A 23461-nucleotide genomic window follows, 5' to 3' on the forward strand; every position below is an offset into this window, starting at 1 on the left:
AAATGAAAAAACCCGGTCTGTTTTAGACCGGGTTTTTTTATGCGAAAACGGGTCTTGCTGCAACTAAAGTAGTAGTATTGCAGCTCAATCAATCAAAAACAAAAATATGCTTAGAATAATCCCGCTACTTATACTATTCATTTTTAGCGCTATAAATGGCAGCGCACAAAATTCGGAAACTGCATCTGTTGAGAAATCAATCTGGGGTTTGCAGACCGGGCTTTTAGGCTTTTGGGCACATAACGAATCAAAACTAACCCGAACCATTGCCTTACGAACCGAATTGGGTTTTGATGGAGGTTTTTATGGAAGCACTAACGACTTAAATTATGTTTTTGTACCCATTCTGCGTGTAGAACCCAGATGGTACCGTAGTCTGGACAGGAGGTTTGAAAAAGGAAAAAATACCGCAAATAATACTGCAGACTTCTTAAGCCTGAAGGCTATTTTTCTCCCTGATCTATTTACGGTATCTAACGATGACGTGCGGGTTAGTAGTACGCTGGGCCTAACTGCAAATGCAGGAATGCGTCGTGTATATTGGGATCATTTTAGTTTTGAACTGGGCCTCGGTGCAGGTTTCGCAGCAGATCTGGAAGACAATTATAGAGATGCTATTTATTTTCTCCCTGAAGTTTTTTTAAGATTGGGCTATAATTTTTAGCAAAATCCAAATTAATCAAGCATAAAAAAAAGCTGTCCGCAAAGACAGCTTTTTTATTGGACTAGAACGCTATTCTAGTTATCTATAATCGATCTGGAGATCACAATTTTCTGAATCTCAGAAGTACCTTCATAAATCTGGGTGATTTTAGCATCACGCATCAGGCGTTCAACGTGGTATTCTTTTACGAAACCATTGCCGCCGTGTACCTGTACTGCTTCGACCGTAACATCCATAGCCACTTTTGAGGCATATAATTTGGCCATTGAGCTGGCCAGATCGTAATTCTGCTTCTGGTCTTTTTGCCAGGCGGCTTTCATAACCAGATGACGGGCCGCTTCAATTTCGGTATACATATCAGCCAGTTTAAAAGCAATGGCCTGGTGGTTACAGATTTCGGTGCCAAAAGCCTTGCGTTGTTTTGAATAATCAAGAGCCAGTTCATAAGCTCCTGAGGCAATCCCCAGTGCCTGAGCTGCAATACCTATACGGCCACCGCTCAGGGTTTTCATCGCAAACTTAAACCCAAAGCCATCTTCACCAATTCGATTTTCTTTAGGCACTTTTACATCATTAAATATCAAAGAGTGGGTGTCACTACCACGAATACCCAGTTTTTGCTCTTTTGGACCAATCTCGAACCCTTCCCAGTCTTTCTCAACAATAAAGGCGTTGATACCCCGGTGCTTTTTCTCTTTGTCGGTTTGCGCGATTACCAAATAATAATCGGCAGATCCGCCGTTTGTAATCCAGTTTTTGGTTCCGTTGAGGATGTAATAATCGCCTTTATCAATCGCTGTGGTACGTTGGGAGGTCGCGTCGCTTCCGGCTTCAGGCTCACTAAGGCAAAATGCGCCCAGTTTCTCACCGGTTGTTAATTTAGAAAGGTATTTTTCTTTTTGCTCCTGGCTTCCGTATTCCGCCAGGCCATAATTTACCAGACTGTTATTTACCGATACGATCACAGAGGCCGAAGCATCAATCTTCGATAACTCTTCCATTACCAATACATACGAAATGGTGTCCATTCCGCCTCCGCCAAATTCGGTTGGAGCCATCATACCTAAAAATCCCATTTCGCCCATTTTTTTGATAAGCTCTTTGGGGAAATGCTGTTTTTCGTCCCGCTCAATAACTCCGGGTAGCAATTCGTTCTGGGCAAACTCGCGTGCCGCATCGCGTATCATTTCATGCTCTTCGCTCAAACTGAAATCCATAATCAATTTTTTATTTTAATAAGAAAATCTGTCTTTTTGTTGATACCTTCCCTTAAGGAAAGGCCGGTCGTTTACGCTAGCGCTGTTTTGAAAACAGAATTGTAAGCGTTAACATCGCTAATTTTCGTCTACGAAATCGTTGGAAACGAAATTACAAAATTTACTATGCTTGCATAATAAATATTTTAATTCGATCATTTTTTTAACGGAAGTTTAAAAATATAAAATATTTTGACTCAAAATTAAAATATTCGTATTATAACGGAAAAATAATACGAATTCACACAATTCAGTCTTTATGCATCAAACATCCTATACGCTTCTCGGTGTAATGAGCGGAACCTCTTTAGACGGCGTTGATTTAGCTTATGTAGAATTCGTCAAAGAAGACTCCTGGAGCTACACGATTTTAAAAAGCACCACGACAGCCTACTCTAAAGAATGGGTACAGCGCCTGGAACACGCCGTTGCCTTGCCTGCTGAAGAATTAAAATCGCTGGATGTGGAGTACACCCGGTATTTGGGATCTATTATCAAGAACTTTATTGATCAAAATCCCATAGCACATCTGGATGCTGTGGCTTCTCATGGGCATACAATATTGCACCGTCCTGAGGCGGGGATTACCTATCAAATAGGAAACCTCCCGCAATTGGCCGGTCTGGTAGGAGAATTAGTGATTTGTGATTTTCGGGTAGAAGATGTTGCGTTGGGAGGGCAGGGAGCACCTTTGGTACCCATAGGCGATGCAATGTTGTTTAAACGCTATGCAGCCTGTTTGAATATTGGTGGTTTTGCCAATATCTCTTACGATGATGGCGCAAGGCGTGTGGCTTATGATATTTGCCCTACCAATATTGTTCTAAATACCTACGCCCGAAAGCTGGGTTTTGATTTTGATAAAGATGGAGAGATCGCGCGGGCTGGCCGAATTGATGATGAGGTGCTTGATCAATTAAATGCGTTGGACTATTATACCCGGCCGGCGCCCAAATCCCTGGGGCTTGAATGGGTACAGGAACAGGTTTTTCCAATTCTGGAAGCTTCAGGTCTTGATGCGGAGGACTGTATCGCAACCTTCACCGAGCATATGGCCGCACAGATCGCCCGGCATTTGCGTCTGAGCGTAGCGGGAAAAAACAGCAAAAGCATATTGATTACCGGAGGCGGAGCCTTTAATACGTACCTCATTGAACGCATCTCAGCGCTCTCAGATTTGGCGCTTAATATACCCGATGCACAAACGGTGGAATTTAAAGAAGCCTTGATTTTTGCATTTATGGGGGCTTTGCGACTGCGCAATACCCCTAATATATTGAGTTGTGTAACAGGAGCTCCACAAGATCACTGCGCCGGTCTGGTCTATTCACCTTAAATTAATATCAAAATCATAGGGAAAACAGGCGAAGTCGTTATATTTGTCAACCTTCTAAATTATTTAATGAAAGATTTACTACAACGTTACGAGAATAAAGAACCCGAAATTGTATTTCACTGGAATGATCCCGAGACCGAAGCCGAAGGCTGGACGGTGATCAATTCCCTGCGTGGCGGAGCGGCCGGTGGCGGTACCCGAATGCGAAAAGGCCTCGACCGCAATGAGGTGTTATCCCTTGCGAAAACCATGGAAGTTAAATTTACCGTTTCCGGTCCTGCTATAGGTGGTGCTAAGAGTGGTATTAATTTTGACCCTTCAGATCCTCGTAAAAAAGGGGTGCTCGAGCGCTGGTATGCAGCCGTTTCACCCTTGCTGAAAAGCTACTACGGTACCGGAGGGGACCTTAATGTTGATGAAATTCACGAAGTAATTCCCATTACTGAAGAAAGCGGCGTTTGGCATCCTCAGGAAGGCGTGTTTAATGGTCATTTTAAGCCTACCGAGGCAGACAAGATCAACCGAATTGGTCAGTTGCGACAGGGAGTTATTAAAGTACTTGAAAACCCTGCCTATTCACCTGATGTATCCCGAAAATATACGGTGGCTGATATGATTACCGGCTACGGAGTAGCAGAAGCGGCTCGTCATTTTTATGAAATTTACGGCGGAGAATTAAAAGGAAAACGTGCAGTTATTCAGGGCTTTGGTAATGTAGGTGCTGCAGCGGCTTATTATCTGTCTCACGAGGGCGCTAAAGTGGTAGGTATTATCGATGCAGCCGGCGGACTAATTAATGAAGACGGATTTAGCTTTGAAGAAATTAAAAACTTATTTTTAGCAAAGCAGGGGAATAAGCTTGCCGCGTCAGATTTGATTCCATTTGAGGAAGCTAATGAACGCATCTGGAATTTGAAAACCGAACTGTTTCTGCCGTGTGCGGCATCTCGCCTGGTTACTCAGGAACAAATAGATGCCATGATCGCTAATAGTCTTGAAGTTATATCATGCGGGGCTAATGTGCCCTTTGCAGATAAAGAGATATTCTTCGGTCCCATAATGGAGCATACTGATGAACGGGTTTCTGTAATACCAGATTTTATATCCAATTGCGGGATGGCACGCGTTTTTGCTTATTTTATGGAGCGTCGTGTGCAAATGACTGACGAAGCCATTTTTAATGATACTTCGCTTACCATTAAAAACGCTATTGAAAAAACGTACAAACACAACAGCAGTAAGCAGAATGTTAGCCGTACTGCTTTTGAGTTGGCTTTACAGCAACTCGTATAATTAAAATAATAACCAACAACTAAGACACATGTTAAAATACTTTTTAGGCAGCAGCCCGAGATGGTTTAAGTTAGCGATGATCGCTTTTCTCGTATTCAATATCTTTTCCTATTATATTTTGGGACCTATGGTAACCGCCTGGTTATTTATAGGGGAATTTATTTTTACGCTGGCGATGGCACTTAAGTGTTATCCGCTTCAGTCTGGTGGTATACTGGCTCTGGAAGCTTTGATTTTAGGATTAACCAGTCCTGAAGCAGCTTATGAAGAGGTAGATCAAAACCTGGAAGTAGTATTGCTTCTGGTATTTATGGTTGCCGGTATTTACTTTATGAAGCCTATGCTGATGTATATCTTCTCAAAGGTGTTTACCAAAATCAAGTCTAAGGTCGTCCTCTCTATGCTTTTTGTGTTTTTGGCGGCTGTACTTTCAGCTTTCCTGGACGCGCTTACCGTAACTGCAGTACTAATAAGCGTTGCAGTAGGGTTTTATGGAGTGTATCACAAAATCCATTCGATGGAAAATGCTGACTACGATAAGGATACCATTCCAGATCGGGAGGCATTGAGTGGAGAAACTCTAGAGCAGTTTAGAAGCTTTTTACGTAGTTTGATCATGCACGGAGTGGTAGGTACCGCTTTGGGTGGCGTGTGTACTTTAGTAGGAGAGCCTCAAAACTTGCTTATTGGTGAGAAGATGGGTTGGGAATTTGTTGAGTTCTTTCAGCGTATGGCGCCTATCACCATTCCGGTTTTAATCTCAGGTCTTCTAACCACGTTTATTCTTGAAAAAACCAAAATCTTCGGCTTTGGAGCTAAGCTTCCTGATGTGGCCAGAGGTATTATCGAGAACTACACCAAAGAAGTTGATGAAAAACGGACTAAAAAAGAAACTTACGGACTTTGGGTTCAGGGAATTTCTGCCATCCTGCTTATTTTAAGTTTAGCGCTTCACCTGGCTCCGGTAGGCTTTATAGGCCTGTTCCTGATTGTAGTGCAGACAGCTTTTATGGGTATTACCGATGAGCACAGCTTAGGTAAAGCCTTTGAAGAAGCACTTCCGTTTACCGGTCTTTTAGTTGTGTTCTTTGTGATTGTAGCGATGATTCACGATCAGCATTTATTTACGCCTATTATTGATTATGTATTGACCCTTCCGGTAGAGACGCAACCGTCTATGTTCTATCTGGCAAATGGTATTCTGTCTATGATTAGTGATAACGTATTTGTGGCAACGGTATATATTAACGAAGTACAGGTGGCTTACGATGCCGGTAATATTACCCGCGAGCAGTTTAATCATCTTGCGGTTGCGATTAACACCGGTACAAACCTGCCAAGTGTTGCGACGCCAAATGGGCAGGCAGCATTCCTGTTTTTATTAACCTCTTCATTGGCTCCGCTTATCAATTTATCTTATGGTAAAATGGTGAAAATGGCACTGCCTTATACCATCATTTTGGGTGGTGTAGGATTGCTCGGGGTTTATATGGTCCTATAATTTAATAACCAAAATCAAACAGGCAGCATATACTTTTATGCTGCTTTATGCGTTAACCTCATATCTAATCTAAGAACACTATGTTGACAACCTTGTTGCAGGAAGGTGCAGAAAATTTGCCTTCACTTGCCGCCGAAGAGGAGCCGGTAGAAAAAACCCTTTCCCTATTTGATTTATTGATGAGCGGTGGTATATCCGGTCAGATTATAATCATCGTTCTTTTTGTATTGCTTTTTGTTGCTATCTACATCTATTTTGAACGCTTGTTTGCGATTAAGGCAGCCAGTGGAGTAGACAGTAATTTCATGAATCAGATTAAAGATCACGTGGCAAATGGTAACATAGAGGCTGCGAAAATTTTATGCGCGCAGCAAAACAGTCCGGTATCGCGGTTAACCGCAAAAGGCATCAGCCGTATTGGGAGTCCGCTTGAAGATATCAATACCGCTATAGAAAACTCGGGCCGTTTAGAAGTGTACCGTCTGGAGAAAAATGTAAGCGTACTGGCAACTATCGCCGGTGCAGGGCCTATGATTGGTTTCCTGGGTACGGTAATCGGGATGGTTTTAGCCTTTCATCAATTGGCTACAAGCAGCGGTCAGGCAGAGATGGGTAATCTTGCAGAAGGTATCTATACCGCGATGACGACTACCGTTGCCGGTTTGATCGTGGGTATTGTGGCCTATATCGGTTACAACCACCTCGTAGTGCGTACTGATAAAGTGGTGCACCAGATGGAGGCAACCGCAGTTGACTTTTTAGACCTTTTAAACGAACCCGCCTAAGATGAACCTACGCGGAAGAAATAAAGTAAGCCCCGAGTTTAGTATGAGCTCCATGACAGACATCGTGTTTCTGTTGCTGGTGTTTTTCCTGCTGACTTCTCCGGCCATAACGCCCGATGCGCTTGATCTTATTTTGCCAAAAGCAAAAGGAAAGACCAGCAATCAGCAAAATCTTTCGGTAAGTATTACCAAAGATTTGGACTTTTACGTGAATAAAGAGCGTGTGACCGAAAACAACCTGGAAGCCTTTATTCAAAGTGAACTCCAGGGCGTAGAGGAGCCGGTAATCATTCTTCGGGCAGAAGAAGGAGTGCCTATTGAAGAAGCCGTCGCCGTGATGGATATCGCAAACCGCAACCGGTATAAGATCGTTTTAGCGGTGAGGCCTAATTAGGTATTGGGCGTTCCGGCTATCGCCGTCAGGCTTTCAGCTCTATCTCCTGATTACCATCAGGAGGATGTCGCTTCAATCCTTAACGCATTTCAAGAATAGACCGGATTTTGTAACAGTCAGATAAATAAATACTACAGGCCTTGAGTTTTTTAGATACCAAACATAAGCGAAAGTCTTTCACCCTAACTACGGTGATTTATGCGCTTTTACTCGTTATACTGTTTTTTGCAGGCCTGAAATACCTTGATCCCCCTCCGGAAAGTGGTATCGCCATAAACTTTGGAACCTCAGATGTAGGCTCCGGTAACATTCAGCCTAAAGCAGCCATACAATCTGCTCCCCGCAATACAACTCCGGAACCTCAGGTTCAGAAATCTGCTGAAATCAAAGAAGAAGTAGTAACTCAGGATGCTGAAGAAGCACCGGTTATTAAAAACGAACCCAAAAAAGACATTAAAAAGCAGGTTACAGAGCAGCCTAAACAAACCACAACCAAACCGGTTGAGGCTAAAAAACCGGATCCCAAACCCGATAAATCAACTACCGATGCCCTGTCAAGTATCCTTAACGGACCCAAAAGTTCGGGTACAGCTTCGGGTGGTGAGGGAGATACTAATCAGGCGGGAGATAAGGGCGATCCAAATGGCGATCCCAACGCTTCAAGCTATTACGGCACCGGTAAAGGTTTAGACGGAGATGGCAATTACCAGCTGGGCGGACGTAAAGCCCTAAGCAAGCCTAAGCGTGTGCAGGACTGTAATGAGGCCGGTATTGTGGTGGTAAGCATAGAGGTTGACCGTAACGGAAATGTGATTAAAGCCGTTCCAGGCGTTCGCGGTACCACAAACAACAGCCGCTGCCTGCTTGACCCTGCAAAAGCTGCCGCTTTGGCAACAAAATTCAACAGCGATACCGATGCGCCTTCGCGACAAATCGGTAAAATCATCTATAAGTTTAGCCTTTCAGAGTAATGACCTACGAGCAAACGGTACAGTGGATGTTTAATCGTCTTCCTATGTATCAACGTCAGGGAGCTTCGGCTTTTAGAAAAGATCTTGTAAACACCAAGCTGCTCGATGAGCATCTGGGTCATCCTCATACGGCATACCAGACCATTCACGTTGCGGGTACTAACGGAAAAGGCTCTACCAGCCATATGCTGGCTTCGGTATTACAGGAAGCCGGTTACAAGGTAGGCTTATATACTTCTCCGCATTTAAAAGACTTTAGAGAGCGCATTCGCATCAATGGTGAACTGTGCACCAAAGAATACGTGGTAAGCTTTATAGAGGCGCATAAGGCCTTTTTAGAACAGCGTCAGCTGTCGTTCTTTGAACTTACCGTAGGGATGGCCTTTCAGTATTTTAAAGAGCAACGGGTTGATGTTGCGGTTATAGAGGTGGGAATGGGCGGTAGGCTCGATTCTACTAACATCATTACACCTATACTTTCGGTCATTACCAATATTGGGATGGACCATACCGCATTCTTAGGAAATACCCTGGCTGAGATCGCCGGGGAAAAAGCCGGAGTCATCAAGCCTCAAATACCGGTGGTTATAGGGGAGCGTCAGGAAGAAACTACAGTCGTTTTTGAGCAGAAAGCGACACAGGAACAAGCGCCGCTGTTTTTTGCCAGTGACGAGACCTTTCCCGTTTTGGAAAGCGAACTTAAAGGCAGCTATCAGGTGCATAACATCAAGACCGTGCAAAAGTCGGTTGAGGTACTGCGCTTGTTTACCGATCTGGAAATAGGGGAGCAGCATTTGATTGATGGAGTTGCTCGGGTTGTTACCAATACCGGTTTGATGGGAAGATGGCAGGTTTTGCAGGCCTCAGGTCCAAGAATTATTTGCGATACCGGTCATAATACCGAAGGATTAAAACAGGTTTTTGCACAGCTGGGTCAGGAAGAGTTTGAACAGCTGCACATTGTTTTGGGTGTGGTTTCCGATAAAGATTTGGGAAGTGTTTTACCGCTGTTTCCGGATGAGGCTGAGTATTATTTCAGCAAACCGGATGTTCCGCGAGGATTAGATGCGGCAGTTTTACAAAATCAGGCGGCGCAATTTGGCCTGAGCGGAAAAAAATATGAAACTATTTCAGAGGCTCTAGAGGCGGCTAAACGTGCGTCAACAGCTGAGGATCTGATCTTTATAGGTGGAAGCACTTTTGTGGTGGCAGAAATAGTTTAATTATTTTTTAAAAAGTGTTTTGCAGTCTTAAATATTGGTTTATATTTGCATCCGCTAACGAGAAGGGCAATTAGCTCAGTTGGTTCAGAGCACCTCGTTTACACCGAGGGGGTCGGGGGTTCGAATCCCTCATTGCCCACAAAGGCTTCCAGAAATGGAAGCCTTTTTTTATGCTTTTTATTTTCCGCTTCCCTATTGGGAATTAAGTGTCGGTGGGTTCCCCCGAAGCTTCGGGGCCTCATTGCCCACAAAGGCTTTCAGAAATGGGAGCTTTTTTTATGCGTTATGTTTGCCTTGCCCTATTGGGAATTAGGGGTCGGTGGGTTCCCCCGAAACTTCGGGGCCTCATTGCCCACAAAGGCTTCCAGAAATGGAAGCCTTTTTTTATGCTTTTTATTTTCCGCTTCCCTATTGGGAATTAAGTGTCGGTGGGTTCCCCCGAAGCTTCGGGGCCTCATTGCCCACGAAGGCTTCCAGAAATGGAAGCCTTTTTTTATGCGTTTTATTTTGCGGTACGGCTCTGAAAGTAACATTTAGCTGTCACGTGAGGTCTCCGGCTTCTCTTTTTTCTGTATTAATCAGATTTAAAGAGGCTTGATTATGTTCAGGTTTTCGAAATTTGTTAAAGTTTAAAATAGGCTTACTTCGTACATACTAAAGCGGCTTTTTTCTTGTTGAACAATTAAAGAAACCTATATTTTTAGGATTTATTTAAGGATAAAATGTAAGTTTAATTCCTACAAAAATAATCAAAGATATTTTCGCTTTATTCTTATCTCTACAGCTAAAGAATGGCTTATTTTCTATTGTATTTCAAGCTGTATTCTGATAATCAGAACTATATATTTATGTTAAATTTTAAATTTATTAAGCACTTAAACGGTTTTATATGTTTTTTGTCGTATATTCGAAGCGTTTAACAAAATAACCCCAACTTCAAAATGATTGTTAAAAAACCCCTCGTATTTGGTACGATACTCGTATTGATGTCTTCTTTTGCGATTTTTAGTTCCAATCAGTACAAATCCCCGAAACCCAAACTCCCTTCAGCAGAATTTGTAAATCCGCTTAAAGCCAAGGAGGCAAAGCGCGAATCTCAGGCTTTTGAAACCCGTAAAAAACTTTTGCAGGAAGCAGTATCCGCTTATTTTGAGGATGCTATTAAAAAACGACTCATAATCGGAGCCGGCGTAAACATTGTAGCCGGAGATTCTGTGATGTTTCAGGGAGGTTTTGGAAAGCGTAATGCTTTTGTAGATACAGACACCGTAAATGCAATGACCGTATTTAGACTGGGCTCGCTTTCTAAAGGTTTTGCAGGTGTTTTAGCCGGTATTGAGGTAAAGGAAGGAGCCATTTCCTGGGATGATAAACTGATTGACGCGGTTCCTCAATTTGATTTAAAAAATAAGAATCACGCGGGAGCAATAACCCTGAGAGAGGTGCTTTCGCATTCAACCGGTGTACCTTATCATTGCTATACCAATCTTGTTGAAGACGGACTGTCATTGACTGAAATTGCTTCCCGTTTTAAGATTATCAACACCTATACAAAACCGGGGCAGGTGCACAGCTATCAGAATGCCATGTTTGCGCTTAGCGGAACTATGATGGAAGCTGCAACCGGCAATACCATTCAGCAATTATTCCAAAACAAGCTATTTACTCCGCTTCATATGAACACGGTTTCTACCGACTATGAAGGGATGGTCAGTACCGGCAACTACGCCTTTCCGCATAAAAGCACCTGGAAAGGATGGCAACGATTACCGGTAAACAAAAAATACTTCAATGCAGTACCGGCTGGCGGAATTAACGCCAGTGCAGATGATATGGGTAAATGGATGCGCTTTCTTTTAGGGCATAAGGAAGAAGTGCTTGATAAAGAAGGGCTGGCTGAAGTCTTTAAACCTCAGATCGAACTACCCGACGCGCGCAAATACTATCAGCGCTGGAAAGGGCACCTGCGTTCTTCCTACGCCTACGGCTGGCGTGTGCACGAGTTTGTAAATGCTGAAACCGGTACGCAAACTAAAATGATTCACCACGGTGGAAGTGTAAGCGATTTTAGAAATGAAATTGCGCTGTTCCCCGAAGAGGATTTGGGGATCTGTGTGTTGTTCAATAGCCTTACTCCTTTGGCTAGTCAGGTAATCCCTGATCTGCACAAAATTATACAGGAAATTATGGAGATGCCGGTTAATGAGATCGAGCTCGACCGCATAGCAAGTCTTTAAAAACAGAAAGCCGTTTGATCTCAAACGGCTTTTTTGCTTTTAGAACCAATTCTTATTTTATAGTGTAGCTCAGGTTTTTAAGGCTGTCATTCTTCGGGTTAATTCTCAGGGTCCCGGCATTGCCGGTTTTTTTGAAATAAGCTCTGAGTTTTCCATTATGCGTAAAGTGTGTAGTATCAGTAAACGAGCGGTGGCTGCTTTGGTCTGCATTCTCAACCCCTAATAGAATCAGGGAATCATCAAGAGTGAAATGCACTTCCTGATCCTGGTCAGTAATAAGAGTTCCGTTTTTGTCAAGCAGTTCAAAGTCCAAAATCAAAATATCAGATTTCGTAATAACTTCGGGCAGTTGTGCTTCCCTCATTTTAAGTTCTTTCAGTTTTTGCGGAGTTTGAAGAACAGTCTTTGCGACAACAGCACCATTACGATAAGCCCGAGCTTCCAGCTTTCCATCCTGATACGGGACTTTGAAGTAGGGCATCGCATCATCGGCATAGATCACCTCCTGTTTACCCAAAGGTTTTCCGTTTAAAATCAGTTCTACTTCTTCGGCATTGCTGTAAAATGCCACGAAAGTGGGTATTCCCTCATCGCCAGACCATACCGCTTTCAAATTACGTCGTCTACGAGCATTTTCTTCGGTATTGGCAGTAGCCAGATATACCATTGGCTTTTCGCTCCACAAACTTTGTCTGAAATAGAAATCGGGCTTTGGCTTTCCTGCCAGATCCAAAATTCCGGCCTCGCTGCCTCGCTTTGGCCACGGGCGCGCTTCGCCAATAAAATCAAAAGCCGTCCAGATAAATTGAGAAGTGATATGCGGGTTTTCGGTCACTGCTTTCCAGGCAGCATAGGCATCTCCGTTCTCGCTTCCGTAGATGATTCGATCGGGATATTTTTGGTGATCTTCGGCATAGCGGTATTCCTGATAATTGTACCCCACAAGATCTAAGGATTCGGGATAGGTGGTTTCATTAGACATAGGCACGCCGGCCAGTGCCGCAGTGATAGGTCTGGTGGTGTCAATTTCTTTTGCAGCTGCGACAAGCTCTTTGGCCAATATGCCTAAAGCTTCAGCTGATGGATTGCCGGGTTTAAAGCCGCGTCCAAAAATCTGCGGATTTCTTCCGGTGTCCAGAACGGGATGCGTATACGGATCATTAGGATAGTCAATCTCGTTACCAATGCTCCACATAATGATGGAAGGTCTGTTGCGATTGCGCTTAATCATATCCTGTACATCGCGTTTTCCCCATTCGGCAAATGCATCATAAGAGCCATCATTGCCGGGTGTGCCTACATTCCAGCCTTCGATCCATTTGTTTTTACCGCGCGCCCATTCGTCAAAGGCTTCATCCTGTACCAAAAAGCCCATCTCGTCACAAAGCTCATACAGGTAATCCTGATGCGGATAATGACTCATACGTATGGCATTACAACCCAAATCTTTCAGAGTTTGCAGGCGTTCTGCCCACACTTCCTTAGGCACTGCAGCTCCCAAAGCACCGGCATCGTGATGTATGCAAACCCCTTTCAGCAACATATTTTCCCCATTAAGGGTAAAACCGGTATTGGCATCAAAGTGAAAGCTTCTGAACCCTACCTGCTGCGCCTGGGAATCTATGATTTCTCCATTATCAAGTAAGTTTAGGGTTAAGGTATATAGGTTTGGATGTTTTGGAGACCAAAGTTTTGGGCTTTTGACAATTCCTTTAAATGTAATAGCAGCGGAAGTCTTAGCATCAGCCTCTGCCGGAAGACTTTCTGTATGAATTGTATTTCCGGTGGCATCTGCAAGCACAGCCTGAACTTCCAGGTTAGCCGAAGCATTTGCCGTGTTTTGAAATTCGGCACTAACTAGAAAGCTGGCCTGTTCCGAGTTTACTTCGGGCGTTTCAAAACCGATCCCCCAGGTCTTGAAATGTACCGGAGTTTTGGTTTTGAGATAGACGTTTCGGTAAATGCCGGAGCCGGTGTAAAAACGCGAATCGGCATACTGGGAATGATCTACACGTACCAAAATCTCATTTCCGCTTTGCTTGAGATAAGGGGTAAGATCGTACTCAAATGCAATAAAACCATTGGGTCTTCTGCCTATCCAGGTCCCGTTGATCCATACATCTGAGTTTTTATAAACCCCGTCAAAATAGATGGCATAGCGTTTATTCGCGTTATACGAATCGATATCAAATTTTTTGCGGTACCAGGCGATACCTCCGGGTAAAAAACCCGTGCCGCTCGCCCATTGGGCATCAAAAGGACCTTCAATGCTCCAATCATGAGGTAAAGTCACAGCACGCCAGTTTGCGTTGTCAATTTGTTTTTCTTTTAGATCAAGATCCCCTTTGTGAAATTGCCAATCCTGATTGAAGAGGTGCTTACCGCTTTCCTGAGCTACGGCTTTGAAAACAGAATGGGACACCATCAGGCACAACAGCAGGGTAAGGGTTTTGAATTGTATTTTTTTCATCCTTTTGATATTTAACGAAAAAGGGGAAGGAATACGATCCCTTCCCCTTTTTGGAAATTAGACTGCGGGTTTTAATACCCGGGATTTTGCTCCAGTTTACCACCTGAAGCGGTAATATCACTAAGCGGAATTGGGAACCAATAGTGTTTCTCTTCAAACTTCTTACCTTCAAGGGCGATCCCTTCTTCATAGGTAAGGCTTCCGTTTGAAGCTCTGGTAATCTCTATAGATTTTGCGGGTTCGTTTTCAACATCCATTGCGATCATCCAGCGACGTACATCAAAATAACGATGCTCTTCATAAGCTAATTCTACTCTGCGCTCGTTTTGCAAGGCTTCACGCATCTGGTCTTTAGAGAGTCCGCTTAATGCTGGCATTCCTGCGCGCTGGCGTACTGCGTTTACGGCATCGTAAACAGACTGATCAGGACCAGCGGCTTCGTTTTGTGCTTCGGCATAGTTGAGCAGAATTTCAGCATATCTGAAATACCTCCAAGGAGACGCTCCCATATTATTCCAGTCGTTCAGGGTGATATCTTCCTGAATGAATTTGCGCATTAAGTAACCGGTAGGAGAGGTGTTCCATGGTTCGTTACCGTCAGGGCTATCCTTTCCGTTAGGTACAAACGATTCGTAAGCACGGTCTCTAAGTATAGAACCATTATAAACCACTGTTGCATAAAAGCGAGGATCGCGGTTTACGTACGGGTTTTGTGGATCGTATCCGGAGCCCGCATCTTCAATATCTGAACCGTCTATCATCTCAAAGTCATCTACTAAGTTTTGCATAGGGCAGTTACCTCCCCAGCCACCTGAACCGTTGGGTCCGTTCATACGCTCTATAGGAATAGCACGGCCACCACTGTTGCTGGCAGGCATATAAAAACGCATAAAGATGTCTTCGCTGGTCATCGTGCGGGTAACAAACAGCTTTCTGAAGTTTTCAGAAGGATCTGAATCCAGATTGGTAACGAGGCTAAAGCGGTTAAGATCCATCACATCTTTTGCTGCCTGAGCGGCTTTACTCCATTTTGCAGTTTCATCAGCACCGTCTGTAAATAACGGACTTGCAGCATACAATAGCAGACGCGACTTAAGGGCCATTGCTGCTGCATCTGTTGCACGTGCTCCGTTAGAAGCAGGCAGTAAATCTATAGCCAGTTCCAGTTCACTTTCGATATAGGCTACGACCTCGTCTTTGCTCTTTCTATCGTAAAGTGCGTCAAAATTACTGGTCAGGTTATAGACCTCGTCTCCCATAAGCGGGACTTCGCCAAAACCTCTTAACAGTTCAAAATACCTGAACGCACGAATAAAATGCAATTCACCTATCAATAGATCTTTGGTCTCCTGGTCAAAAGGAGAGGAGTCTGTATCAATATTGGAAAGCGCCAGATTTACCTCGCGAATGTTTCGGAAGCTGCGTCCCCAGGTTGTACTCATAAACCCGTAGTTACTGGGGCTCATCTGACCGCGTTGTACCAGGTAGGTCGCGTCATCATTGCTGTAGATGGCCTCGTCAGAAACCGAAGCCCACATCGCCCAGTGAAAACCACGCCCAAAACCGGCCGGTGTATCCCCGCCGTTGTGCCCGGGCTCCTTGTCTGCAAGGCGCACGCCCGTATAAAGACCTCTTACAAATGCCTCGGCTAATACGGGGTCTGCCCATACGGCCTGGTCTGTTAAACTGGTACTTTCTACATCCAGCAAGTCCTGATCACAGCTCAGATGAACCAATGAAAGACTTCCCAGAGCTAACATCATTATAAATTTCTTCATCACTTAAAAGTTAACGTTAATTCCTATGTTATATGTTTTTAATTGCGGGTAAAATTGTCCGCTATTGCTGGCTCCTTCCGGGTCAACATCTTTGGACTCGGTAAACGTGACCAGGTTGTAACCGCTGGCGTAAACCCGTGCTGAAGCTATACCTAAGAAGGATAAGCTGCTTTCGGGCAGGCTATAGCCCAGTTCCAGGTTTTTAAGCCTTAAGAAAGACGTATTTACCAGCCAGAAGTCATTTCTAAACAAGCCTTCATTTATGCTTGAAGAAGTACGTACATCAACCCTGGGATAGCTGCCGTTAGGGTTGGTAGGGCTCCAGCGGTTATCTGCCCAGGTGCTGAAGAAGTTTCCTACCTCTCCAGACTCTGGAGCTACATACTGCACCGAACGTGCCTGACCTTGCCATAATACCGTCAGATCAAAGTTTTTATAATTAGCTCCTAAAGTTAAACCGTAAACAATTTGCGGAACATTAGTCAATTCCTGACGCACACGATCAAGTTCTGTGATTTCACCATCACCATCCACATCGCGGTAGATAAGGTCTCCCAACTGCTGCCCGGGAAGAGTTACGTTATTGTCTAAATCTTCCTGTGTTCTAAAGATACCAATTGCCTCATAAAGTAGCTGTGAGCCAAGAGGTTTTCCTTTTGATAATTGATAATCGGGAATACCCTGTGGGTCATCTAAGAATACCACCTCATTTTTATTAAAGGTAAAATTCGCATCGGCAAAAAAGTTGAACTCGCCCCAGGTTTTATCATAACCTAAAACAGCTTCAAAACCACGATTTTTTACTTCACCTATATTTTCCTGCGGAATGATTGCAGCCAGACCAAACTCATTTACAATACCTGAAACTAAAGGTAAGGAGCCACTACGCGCGGTTAACAGATCGCTACGTACTTCGTGGAAGTAATCAAGCTCAATGCTGAAATTATCAAACAGGTCTGCACTTACACCAATATCCAGTTTTCGGGCAGTTTCCCAGGTGATTCCGGGGTTTGCAAGCTGGTTGATGATAAAAATAGGCAATGGTGTGCCATTTGGATCTACAAAATCTGTAGGACGTAAAGCGAACGTATTTAAATATTGAAACGGATCGATTCGGTCATTACCCAGCAAACCATACGAAGCTTTGACCTTCAGGTTGCTGATATTCTCAGACTTAAACCATTCTTCCGCGGAGATTCTCCAACCTGCAGAAATACTTGGGAAAAAACCATATCGGTTTCCCTCTGCAAAGCGGGAAGATCCATCGTATCTGGCCTGTACTTCTGCCAAATATTTTTGGTCGTAATCATAAGAAATACGGCTAAAGTAGTTGCGACGGGTGAAACGCTGGCTAAAACCGCTGTTAGTACTTTGCTCCGGTTCACCGCCACCCAGATTAAATTCAGGGATTTCGGCAGAGATAAACCCACTTCGGAAGGCATCAAAATAGCTGCGGTCGCTTTCCTGCTGCTCATAAGCGATAAACGAATTGATGTGGTGCAGACCAAAACTGCGCTCAAAGTTGAGACGTATGTTTGCAGTCTGAAGTTGTCTGTTATCCTGAGCCTGTAATAATTCCGGCGTACGGGAATCAGGGCCGGCAATCACCTCATTAAATGAAGGCGGGTTTGTGCTGTTGTCGATCTGATAGACTGTAAAAGGAATCGCAAAGCGTTTACGTGCTGCAAAGCTTCGGTCTTCTGAATAAAAACCTTTAATAGACAAACCTTCAATAGGCAGTTTGTAATCTAAAGTAATTGTTGAGTTTAATACCGTTGTGGGCTGCACATCGGTTCCCGGAATCCCTGTAGGAATAATAATGGGGTTTTGTCCCTGCTCAACACCTGCAGAAGGTAATCCGTTAGTGTAACGGGCCGGGATCGTAGGGTAGGTTCTGTAGATCGCTCTAAAAATATCTCCCGCACTACGTGTTGGGAATATACGATCTTCCTTACGGTAATTGAGGTCTACGCCCAGAGTAAGGTTTGAAGTCACATCAACATCCAGATTTGCACGCAGGTTTACCTGCTTGTAATTGTTGATTCCATTTTTATAGATCCCATCCTGATTGGTTCGGCCTAACGAAGTGAAATATCTGAAATTTTCACCACCACCACGTATTGAAATATTTTCATTATCCTGTAAAGACCAGTCGCTGATGGCTTCATCGGTCCAGCTGGTGTTTGGGTAAACATCAGGATTACTTCCGTTAGCAAAAAGGTTTATTTCCTCTTCGGTATAGATCTGATTCATACCGCCGCTTGGATTTCGGTAGAAGTTGATTTCATTAAGAATACGGGCATAGGTTGGGGAATCTGCTAATCCGGGTAAGTTCGCCGGTGTAGAGAAGCCCTGGTTTGCAGTTACGCTAAATGATGGTTTACCCAGTTTACCGCGTTTGGTAGTAATTAAAATTACACCGTTTGCTGCCTGCGCCCCATAAATGGCTGCGGAAGCATCTTTAAGTACGGTAATGTTTTCCACATCATTAGGGTTAAGACGCTCCAGACCGCCCAGACGGTTTGGAATCCCATCGATTACCACCAAAGGATCGTTGTCACCTGTAGTACTGATACCGCGTATACGTATTGTGGCGCCATCAGCTCCGGGTTCTCCTGAGCGGTTGTTAGCTACAACCCCAGATAACCTTCCGGCAAATGAGTTGGAGAGGTTGGGTTGCGGACTCTTTACCAGTTCTTCACCTTTTACGGTAGAAACCGATCCGGTAAGGGTGGTTTTAGACTTCTGTCCATAACCTACTAAAACGACTTCGTTGAGTTCTGCAACGTTTTCCTGCAGAGAAACATTAATTGTTGTTTTGGTCCCCACAGTAATTTCCTGCTCATTAAAACCTACGTAGGAAAAGACCAGAATGTCCTGAGGAGTCGCAGTGATGCTGTAATCTCCGTCAAAACCGGTAACTGTACCCGTGGTGGTGCCTTTGACTAATACGCTCACTCCGGGTAAGGGAGTGCTATTCATATCAGTTACTACACCGGTTATTTGTTTTTCCTGTGCAGAGACACTTAAAGAAAACAGAAAAAGCAGCATGCTGTAGAGAACAGCGGCCTTTTTAGTCAAATAATAATTAGTCATACATTCGTGTTTTAGTTGTTTTAGAGATGTCTGTGACGATCACGTAATCGTTTTCGTAGACTATACAATTTTCTGACAATTTTATGTTAATTAAAGGGTGGTCACTGTCATTTTAAGGGGTACAAAATGGTAATTGTGTAGAATAAACCCTTATTTTTAGTAATGTGATAAGATTTAAAACCTGAAATTGTAAATTTGATAATTGTTAAGAATATCATAAAGACTATGAGGCTAATTAACCTGCTGCTTGTATTTATTTGGGGCTATACGCTCTTTGGCCAGGTGCGTTGTAAACCAGTTGAAAATATAGATGAGCAACTCACCTTTTACAATTTTGATTTGTCAAGTGGGATTTCAAATAGTTATATCAATAGTATTGCTCAGGATGCCTCAGGCTTTATCTGGATAGGAACCATAGATGGTCTAAACCGTTATGACGGGGGTGAGTTTAAAGTGTACCGGCATCGCAGTTCAGATACTACGAGTCTGTATAATAACTACGTCGAAAGCATTGCGCATAACAGCAACGGAGATCTACTTGTTTTAACTGATGATGGATTTGATATATATGCTGATGCTACAGATTCTTTTCAGAAGATAAGTGCATTTGATAGATCTTCTGATAATCTCCGGGCGGTTGTAAAGGGCTCAAATGGTCAATATTACGTAGGTTACAGTAACTCCGGGGTGCGCGTTTTTGATGCGGATTATCAGGAACAGGCGGCCTTCAGGCACAATCCTGATAATCAAGAATCACTTAGTTACAACGAGGTATCAAGTATGTTACTTCAAGGGGATTCTATACTTTGGGTTGGAACTTACCGTAAGGGCTTAAACCGCATTGATTTAAAGGAAAAGACTGTAAAGCGTGTATATTTTGAAGAGTTGGCTGATGACCGGGAGCAGCCCGGGGTGCAGGCTTTGCATTTAGATGCCGGGCAAAATCTCTGGATTGGTTCGCAAAACGGACTTTTCGTTTTGCGTAAGGACGGAGTAATACGGGTATTGGGAACCGGTCCTAAGGCTGCGCTAAGCGATGAAGAGATTTTATGCTTTGAGGAAGACAATCAGGGTCGAATGTGGATAGGTACCCGCAACGGAGGGCTCAACATCCTGAATATGAAATCCTTTGTTCACGAAACCGGGCAACCTCAGGTATTGCAATATTTACCGCGCAGAGACGGAAGCAGTGTTTTTAACCGTTCGGTATCAGCGCTTAAACTAGACCGCGGCGGTAATATGTGGATAGGCACCAGTAATGGGCTCAACTTTGTTAATCCTAGAGGAGAACCTATTAAGCTGATCAACGAAGAATCTTCTGTACGGGGACTGTTATCTCACGATCGAATTGCTTCTTTGGCTAATAGTCGTACCGGAAACGTTTATATAGGTACAGATGGGGGAGGGATTGATTTCTATGATGCTTCAACCGGTAAAATAAATGCGTTTGCCTCGAGTGATCAATCCGGGTTGAGTAATGATTATGTCTTGGCACTTCTTGAAGATTCAAAGGGACGCTTGTGGGGAGGTACTTATAAGGGCGGACTTAATAAATTCCAAAATGGAAACTGGTCACATTACCTTCAGGAAAGTCAGGCGGCCGGTAATGATGTGCGCGTGATTTTTGAAGATAGCCGTAAAAACATTTGGATAGGTACCAACCGTGGCGGCCTATACAAATACGATGAGATAAAAGACGCATTTGAATACGTTGAACTATTAGGTAAACTTGATATCAGAGCGATTGCTCAGGATAAACAGGGTAATTTTTGGATGGCTACCTATGGTGATGGCATTTTAAAATACAATCCTATTACCCGGCAGCATATTTTTTACAATTCACAGCGGCTAAAAGGGCTGCCGTCTGACATCTTTTTCTCGCTTATTTTATTGAATGATCATGATCTGCTGGCAGGAAGTCGTTTTGGTGGACTCATCCATTTTGATACCGGCAAACTCAACTTTGATGTGATAAATGAAGAAGACGGGTTGCCTAATACTACAGTAAACAGTATCGTAAAATACACAGATGAGGAAGTATGGCTGAGTACAAATAACGGTTTGTCTTCCTATAACCTAAAGAGCCGTAAATTGATAAATTTACTGGATCCCAGAGCGGTTCAAAGAAGTGAATTTAATATAGGAGCATCGCTTAAAGATCAACGTGGAAATTTATGGTTTGGCGGTAATAAAGGTCTAAATATCTTCAACCCCGAAAATCTGTATGGGGAAGACAAGCAATATGGTATCGTATTTCAAGACTTGAGTGTTTACAATGAGCCTGTAGCCATACAGCCTAATTTGAAAGACGCTTTACTTACTAAAAGTCTAAACGATCTGGAAGCGCTTAAACTCAGCTACCGGGAGAAATTATTTTCACTCAATTTCACTTTAGTGAAATATCCGTTTTCACAGGATGTGAGATATGCCTATCTATTAAAGGGATTCAGCAATAATTGGGTTGAATTGGGAACTACCGGTCGCATCAACTTTACAAACCTTCCTTCAGGAAAATACAATCTGATTATCAGGGCAACCGAGCAATCAGGCACTGTTACCACGCGTGAATTACCCTTGACGATCGTTCCGCCTTTTTGGCTTACTATGCCTGCATATTTGCTCTATTTTATCATTGCCGTGGTGCTGATTTATCTCGGCTTTAAGTATTATTCTGAACGCCTGAAACTCAAAAACTCCCTGCTTTTTGAAAAGCGGCAACGTCAGCTGGAGCACGATTTTAATGAGGAGCGTATGCGCTTCTACTCCGGCTTTTCACATGAGCTCAAAACACCGTTGACCCTTATTTTGGCCCCGCTAGAAATTTTGGCTCAGGAGCTTAAAACCACCCGCCACAATGCTCGGGTTGATTTGATTAAAAAAAATGCAGCTGAACTGCTGGCATCAATTAACAGGCTTCTTGATTTTAGAAAGACCGAAGAAGGCCTGAGTATACTGCACGTGCAAACCTATGATTTGGTTGAGGTGCTTGAGGAGTGGATGCAATTGCACGCCAATGCGGCAGAGGTGAAAAATATCGACCTGCGTTTTAAAGCAGAAGTGGCTCATCTTGATGTTACAAACGATATGGATAAGCTTCAGATTATGTTCAACAACCTGATGAGTAACGCGCTAAAATATACGTTAGATGATGGAAGTGTTAGAGTAAATCTTTCGGTTCAGGAAAATACTTATAGAATAGCGGTTCAGGATTCAGGGGTTGGGATTTTGCCGGAAGAATTTGAGCATATTTTTAACTGGTTTTATCATTCAAACAGTACGCTCAAGCGGAATGGGTCAGGAATTGGCCTTTCGCTTTCCAGACGTTTTGCTGAATTGCATCAGGGTAATCTTACTGTGGATAGTAAGCCCGGAGAAGGAAGTGTATTTATTATTGAACTGCCTTTCGATCTTTCGCAGATCGCTCCTGACAAACTAAAATATGTTTCTGCAGAAGGTTCTTTAGAAAATAAGCGGGTTGAATCAACACCTGCCTACGAGCGTGAGTTCAGAGTAAAAGCTTATGATAAAAAGGCAATTCTTAATGGGGATAAGGAGCGTGAGCTGGTTTTGCTGGTTGAAGACAATCCAGATATACTGAAGCTTTTAGACGATATCTTAAGTGAGAATTATGATCTTTTACACGCAGAGAATGGCGAGGTGGGAGTAGAAATGGCCGGAAAATTTGTACCCGATTTAATTATTACCGATGTGATGATGCCGGTTAAAGACGGGATAGATCTGTGTCATGAACTCAAATCAAATGCCGAGACTTCCCACATTCCCATAATTATGCTTTCTGCTAAAACAGACACAGCAGTAAAAGTGAGTGGATTTAAAGAGGGAGCAGATGATTACCTTACCAAGCCTTTTGAGCCCGAGCTGATCAAAGCACGTGTGCGCAATTTGCTTGATAGCAGATTGTTGTTGCAAACCTATTTTAAAGGCACAGGAAGTAAGGAAGAACTCAGTTCTACCGAGACGCGTGTGCTCGATAAGGAAAAAGCCTTTCTTGCAGATTTTGAACAGGCAGTGCTGAAGTTTAAGGATTCTGAAGGGTCAATTATTCAGAAGTTAACCCGCGAGCTTGGTATGAGTAGAACTTCACTTTACAAGAAAATTACAGTTCTTACCGGTGAGAATATAAACAGCTACGTGCGTATCATCAAGGTCAATAAGGCAAGTCAGCTTATGAGCGAGGAAGGTTACAGTGTTTCTGAGGCAGCTTCGGCCGTTGGCTTTAACAGTCCAAAATACTTCCGTAAGATATTTAAAGAACAGTTTGGTAAGCTCCCGTCAGAGTTTACCACCTCTTTTCATAAATTACTTTAACAAATGAAGCCGCACTCCTTGCGTTTTTACCAGTTAAGAAGTAATTTTTCGAGAAATTCATAAGATATCGTGTGAGAACTGTCAGGTTGAGAATTACTCGCACAGCACAATTATAAAATACGTTAATC

General features: G+C 43.4%; 14 protein-coding genes and 1 tRNA gene. 11 read left to right on the forward strand and 4 right to left on the reverse strand.

Going from position 1 to position 23461, the window contains the following annotated elements; translation table 11 throughout:
• The first annotated feature begins 106 nt into the window (after positions 1-106).
• Positions 107-664, forward strand: coding sequence for a hypothetical protein (locus tag CJ305_RS03070; protein ID WP_099644752.1), 558 nt, complete (start codon positions 107-109; stop codon positions 662-664).
• Positions 665-738: 74 nt separating this feature from the next.
• On the opposite strand, the gene CJ305_RS03075 is transcribed toward CJ305_RS03070, so the two are convergent.
• Positions 739-1881 (reverse strand): acyl-CoA dehydrogenase, encoded by a 1143-nt coding sequence (locus CJ305_RS03075; protein ID WP_099644753.1) that lies wholly within the window; start codon positions 1879-1881, stop codon positions 739-741.
• Positions 1882-2179: 298 nt separating this feature from the next.
• On the opposite strand from CJ305_RS03075, the gene CJ305_RS03080 reads away from it, so the two are divergent.
• The 9 genes from CJ305_RS03080 (at position 2180) to CJ305_RS03125 (ending at position 11660) form a co-directional block, all read left to right on the forward strand.
• A complete protein-coding gene (locus CJ305_RS03080) occupies positions 2180-3256 on the forward strand; it encodes an anhydro-N-acetylmuramic acid kinase (protein WP_099644754.1) in 1077 nt (358 codons plus the stop codon).
• A 66-nt stretch (positions 3257-3322) separates the two neighbouring features.
• Positions 3323-4549: a Glu/Leu/Phe/Val dehydrogenase dimerization domain-containing protein gene (locus CJ305_RS03085; RefSeq protein ID WP_099644755.1), complete on the forward strand. Its 1227-nt coding sequence runs from the start codon at positions 3323-3325 to the stop codon at positions 4547-4549.
• A gap of 28 nt (positions 4550-4577) precedes the next feature.
• Positions 4578-6050: a sodium/proton antiporter NhaB gene (nhaB, locus tag CJ305_RS03090; RefSeq protein ID WP_099644756.1), complete on the forward strand. Its 1473-nt coding sequence runs from the start codon at positions 4578-4580 to the stop codon at positions 6048-6050.
• A gap of 80 nt (positions 6051-6130) precedes the next feature.
• Complete coding sequence (locus CJ305_RS03095) at positions 6131-6835, forward strand: MotA/TolQ/ExbB proton channel family protein (RefSeq protein ID WP_099644757.1); 705 nt, start codon at positions 6131-6133, stop codon at positions 6833-6835.
• Between the two features lies 1 nt (position 6836).
• The gene (locus CJ305_RS03100) at positions 6837-7229 is read left to right on the forward strand and encodes an ExbD/TolR family protein (protein WP_099644758.1); all 393 of its coding nucleotides are present in this window, start codon (positions 6837-6839) and stop codon (positions 7227-7229) included.
• Positions 7230-7369: 140 nt separating this feature from the next.
• The gene (locus tag CJ305_RS03105; RefSeq protein ID WP_099644759.1) at positions 7370-8200 is read left to right on the forward strand and encodes an energy transducer TonB; all 831 of its coding nucleotides are present in this window, start codon (positions 7370-7372) and stop codon (positions 8198-8200) included.
• Positions 8200-9423 carry a bifunctional folylpolyglutamate synthase/dihydrofolate synthase gene (locus CJ305_RS03110; RefSeq protein ID WP_099644760.1) on the forward strand — a complete coding sequence of 408 codons (1224 nt, stop codon included), beginning with the start codon at positions 8200-8202 and terminating at the stop codon, positions 9421-9423. Before CJ305_RS03105 ends, CJ305_RS03110 begins: the two co-directional genes overlap by 1 nt.
• Before the next feature lie 64 nt (positions 9424-9487).
• A tRNA-Val gene (locus tag CJ305_RS03115) sits at positions 9488-9562 on the forward strand.
• A gap of 802 nt (positions 9563-10364) precedes the next feature.
• Positions 10365-11660, forward strand: a complete 1296-nt coding sequence (locus tag CJ305_RS03125) for a serine hydrolase domain-containing protein (RefSeq protein ID WP_099644762.1) — start codon at positions 10365-10367, stop codon at positions 11658-11660.
• 52 nt (positions 11661-11712) lie between these two features.
• Here CJ305_RS03125 and CJ305_RS03130 read toward each other — a convergent pair whose 3' ends face one another.
• The 3 genes from CJ305_RS03130 to CJ305_RS19400 all read right to left on the reverse strand — a co-directional run bounded on the left by CJ305_RS03130 (position 11713) and on the right by CJ305_RS19400 (position 19004).
• Entirely contained in the window at positions 11713-14130 is a 2418-nt protein-coding gene (locus CJ305_RS03130; protein ID WP_099644763.1) for a glycoside hydrolase family 2 TIM barrel-domain containing protein, read from the reverse strand.
• A gap of 71 nt (positions 14131-14201) precedes the next feature.
• Entirely contained in the window at positions 14202-15908 is a 1707-nt protein-coding gene (locus CJ305_RS19395; protein WP_189319369.1) for a RagB/SusD family nutrient uptake outer membrane protein, read from the reverse strand.
• A gap of 3 nt (positions 15909-15911) precedes the next feature.
• The gene (locus CJ305_RS19400; RefSeq protein WP_189319370.1) at positions 15912-19004 is read right to left on the reverse strand and encodes a SusC/RagA family TonB-linked outer membrane protein; all 3093 of its coding nucleotides are present in this window, start codon (positions 19002-19004) and stop codon (positions 15912-15914) included.
• A 225-nt stretch (positions 19005-19229) separates the two neighbouring features.
• Between CJ305_RS19400 and CJ305_RS03140 the strand changes: the two genes are divergently transcribed.
• Positions 19230-23333, forward strand: a complete 4104-nt coding sequence (locus CJ305_RS03140; RefSeq protein WP_099644764.1) for a hybrid sensor histidine kinase/response regulator transcription factor — start codon at positions 19230-19232, stop codon at positions 23331-23333.
• The last annotated feature ends 128 nt before the right edge of the window (positions 23334-23461 follow it).

The sequence above is a fragment of the Leeuwenhoekiella nanhaiensis genome, from assembly GCF_002744755.1.
GTDB lineage: Bacteria > Bacteroidota > Bacteroidia > Flavobacteriales > Flavobacteriaceae > Leeuwenhoekiella > Leeuwenhoekiella nanhaiensis.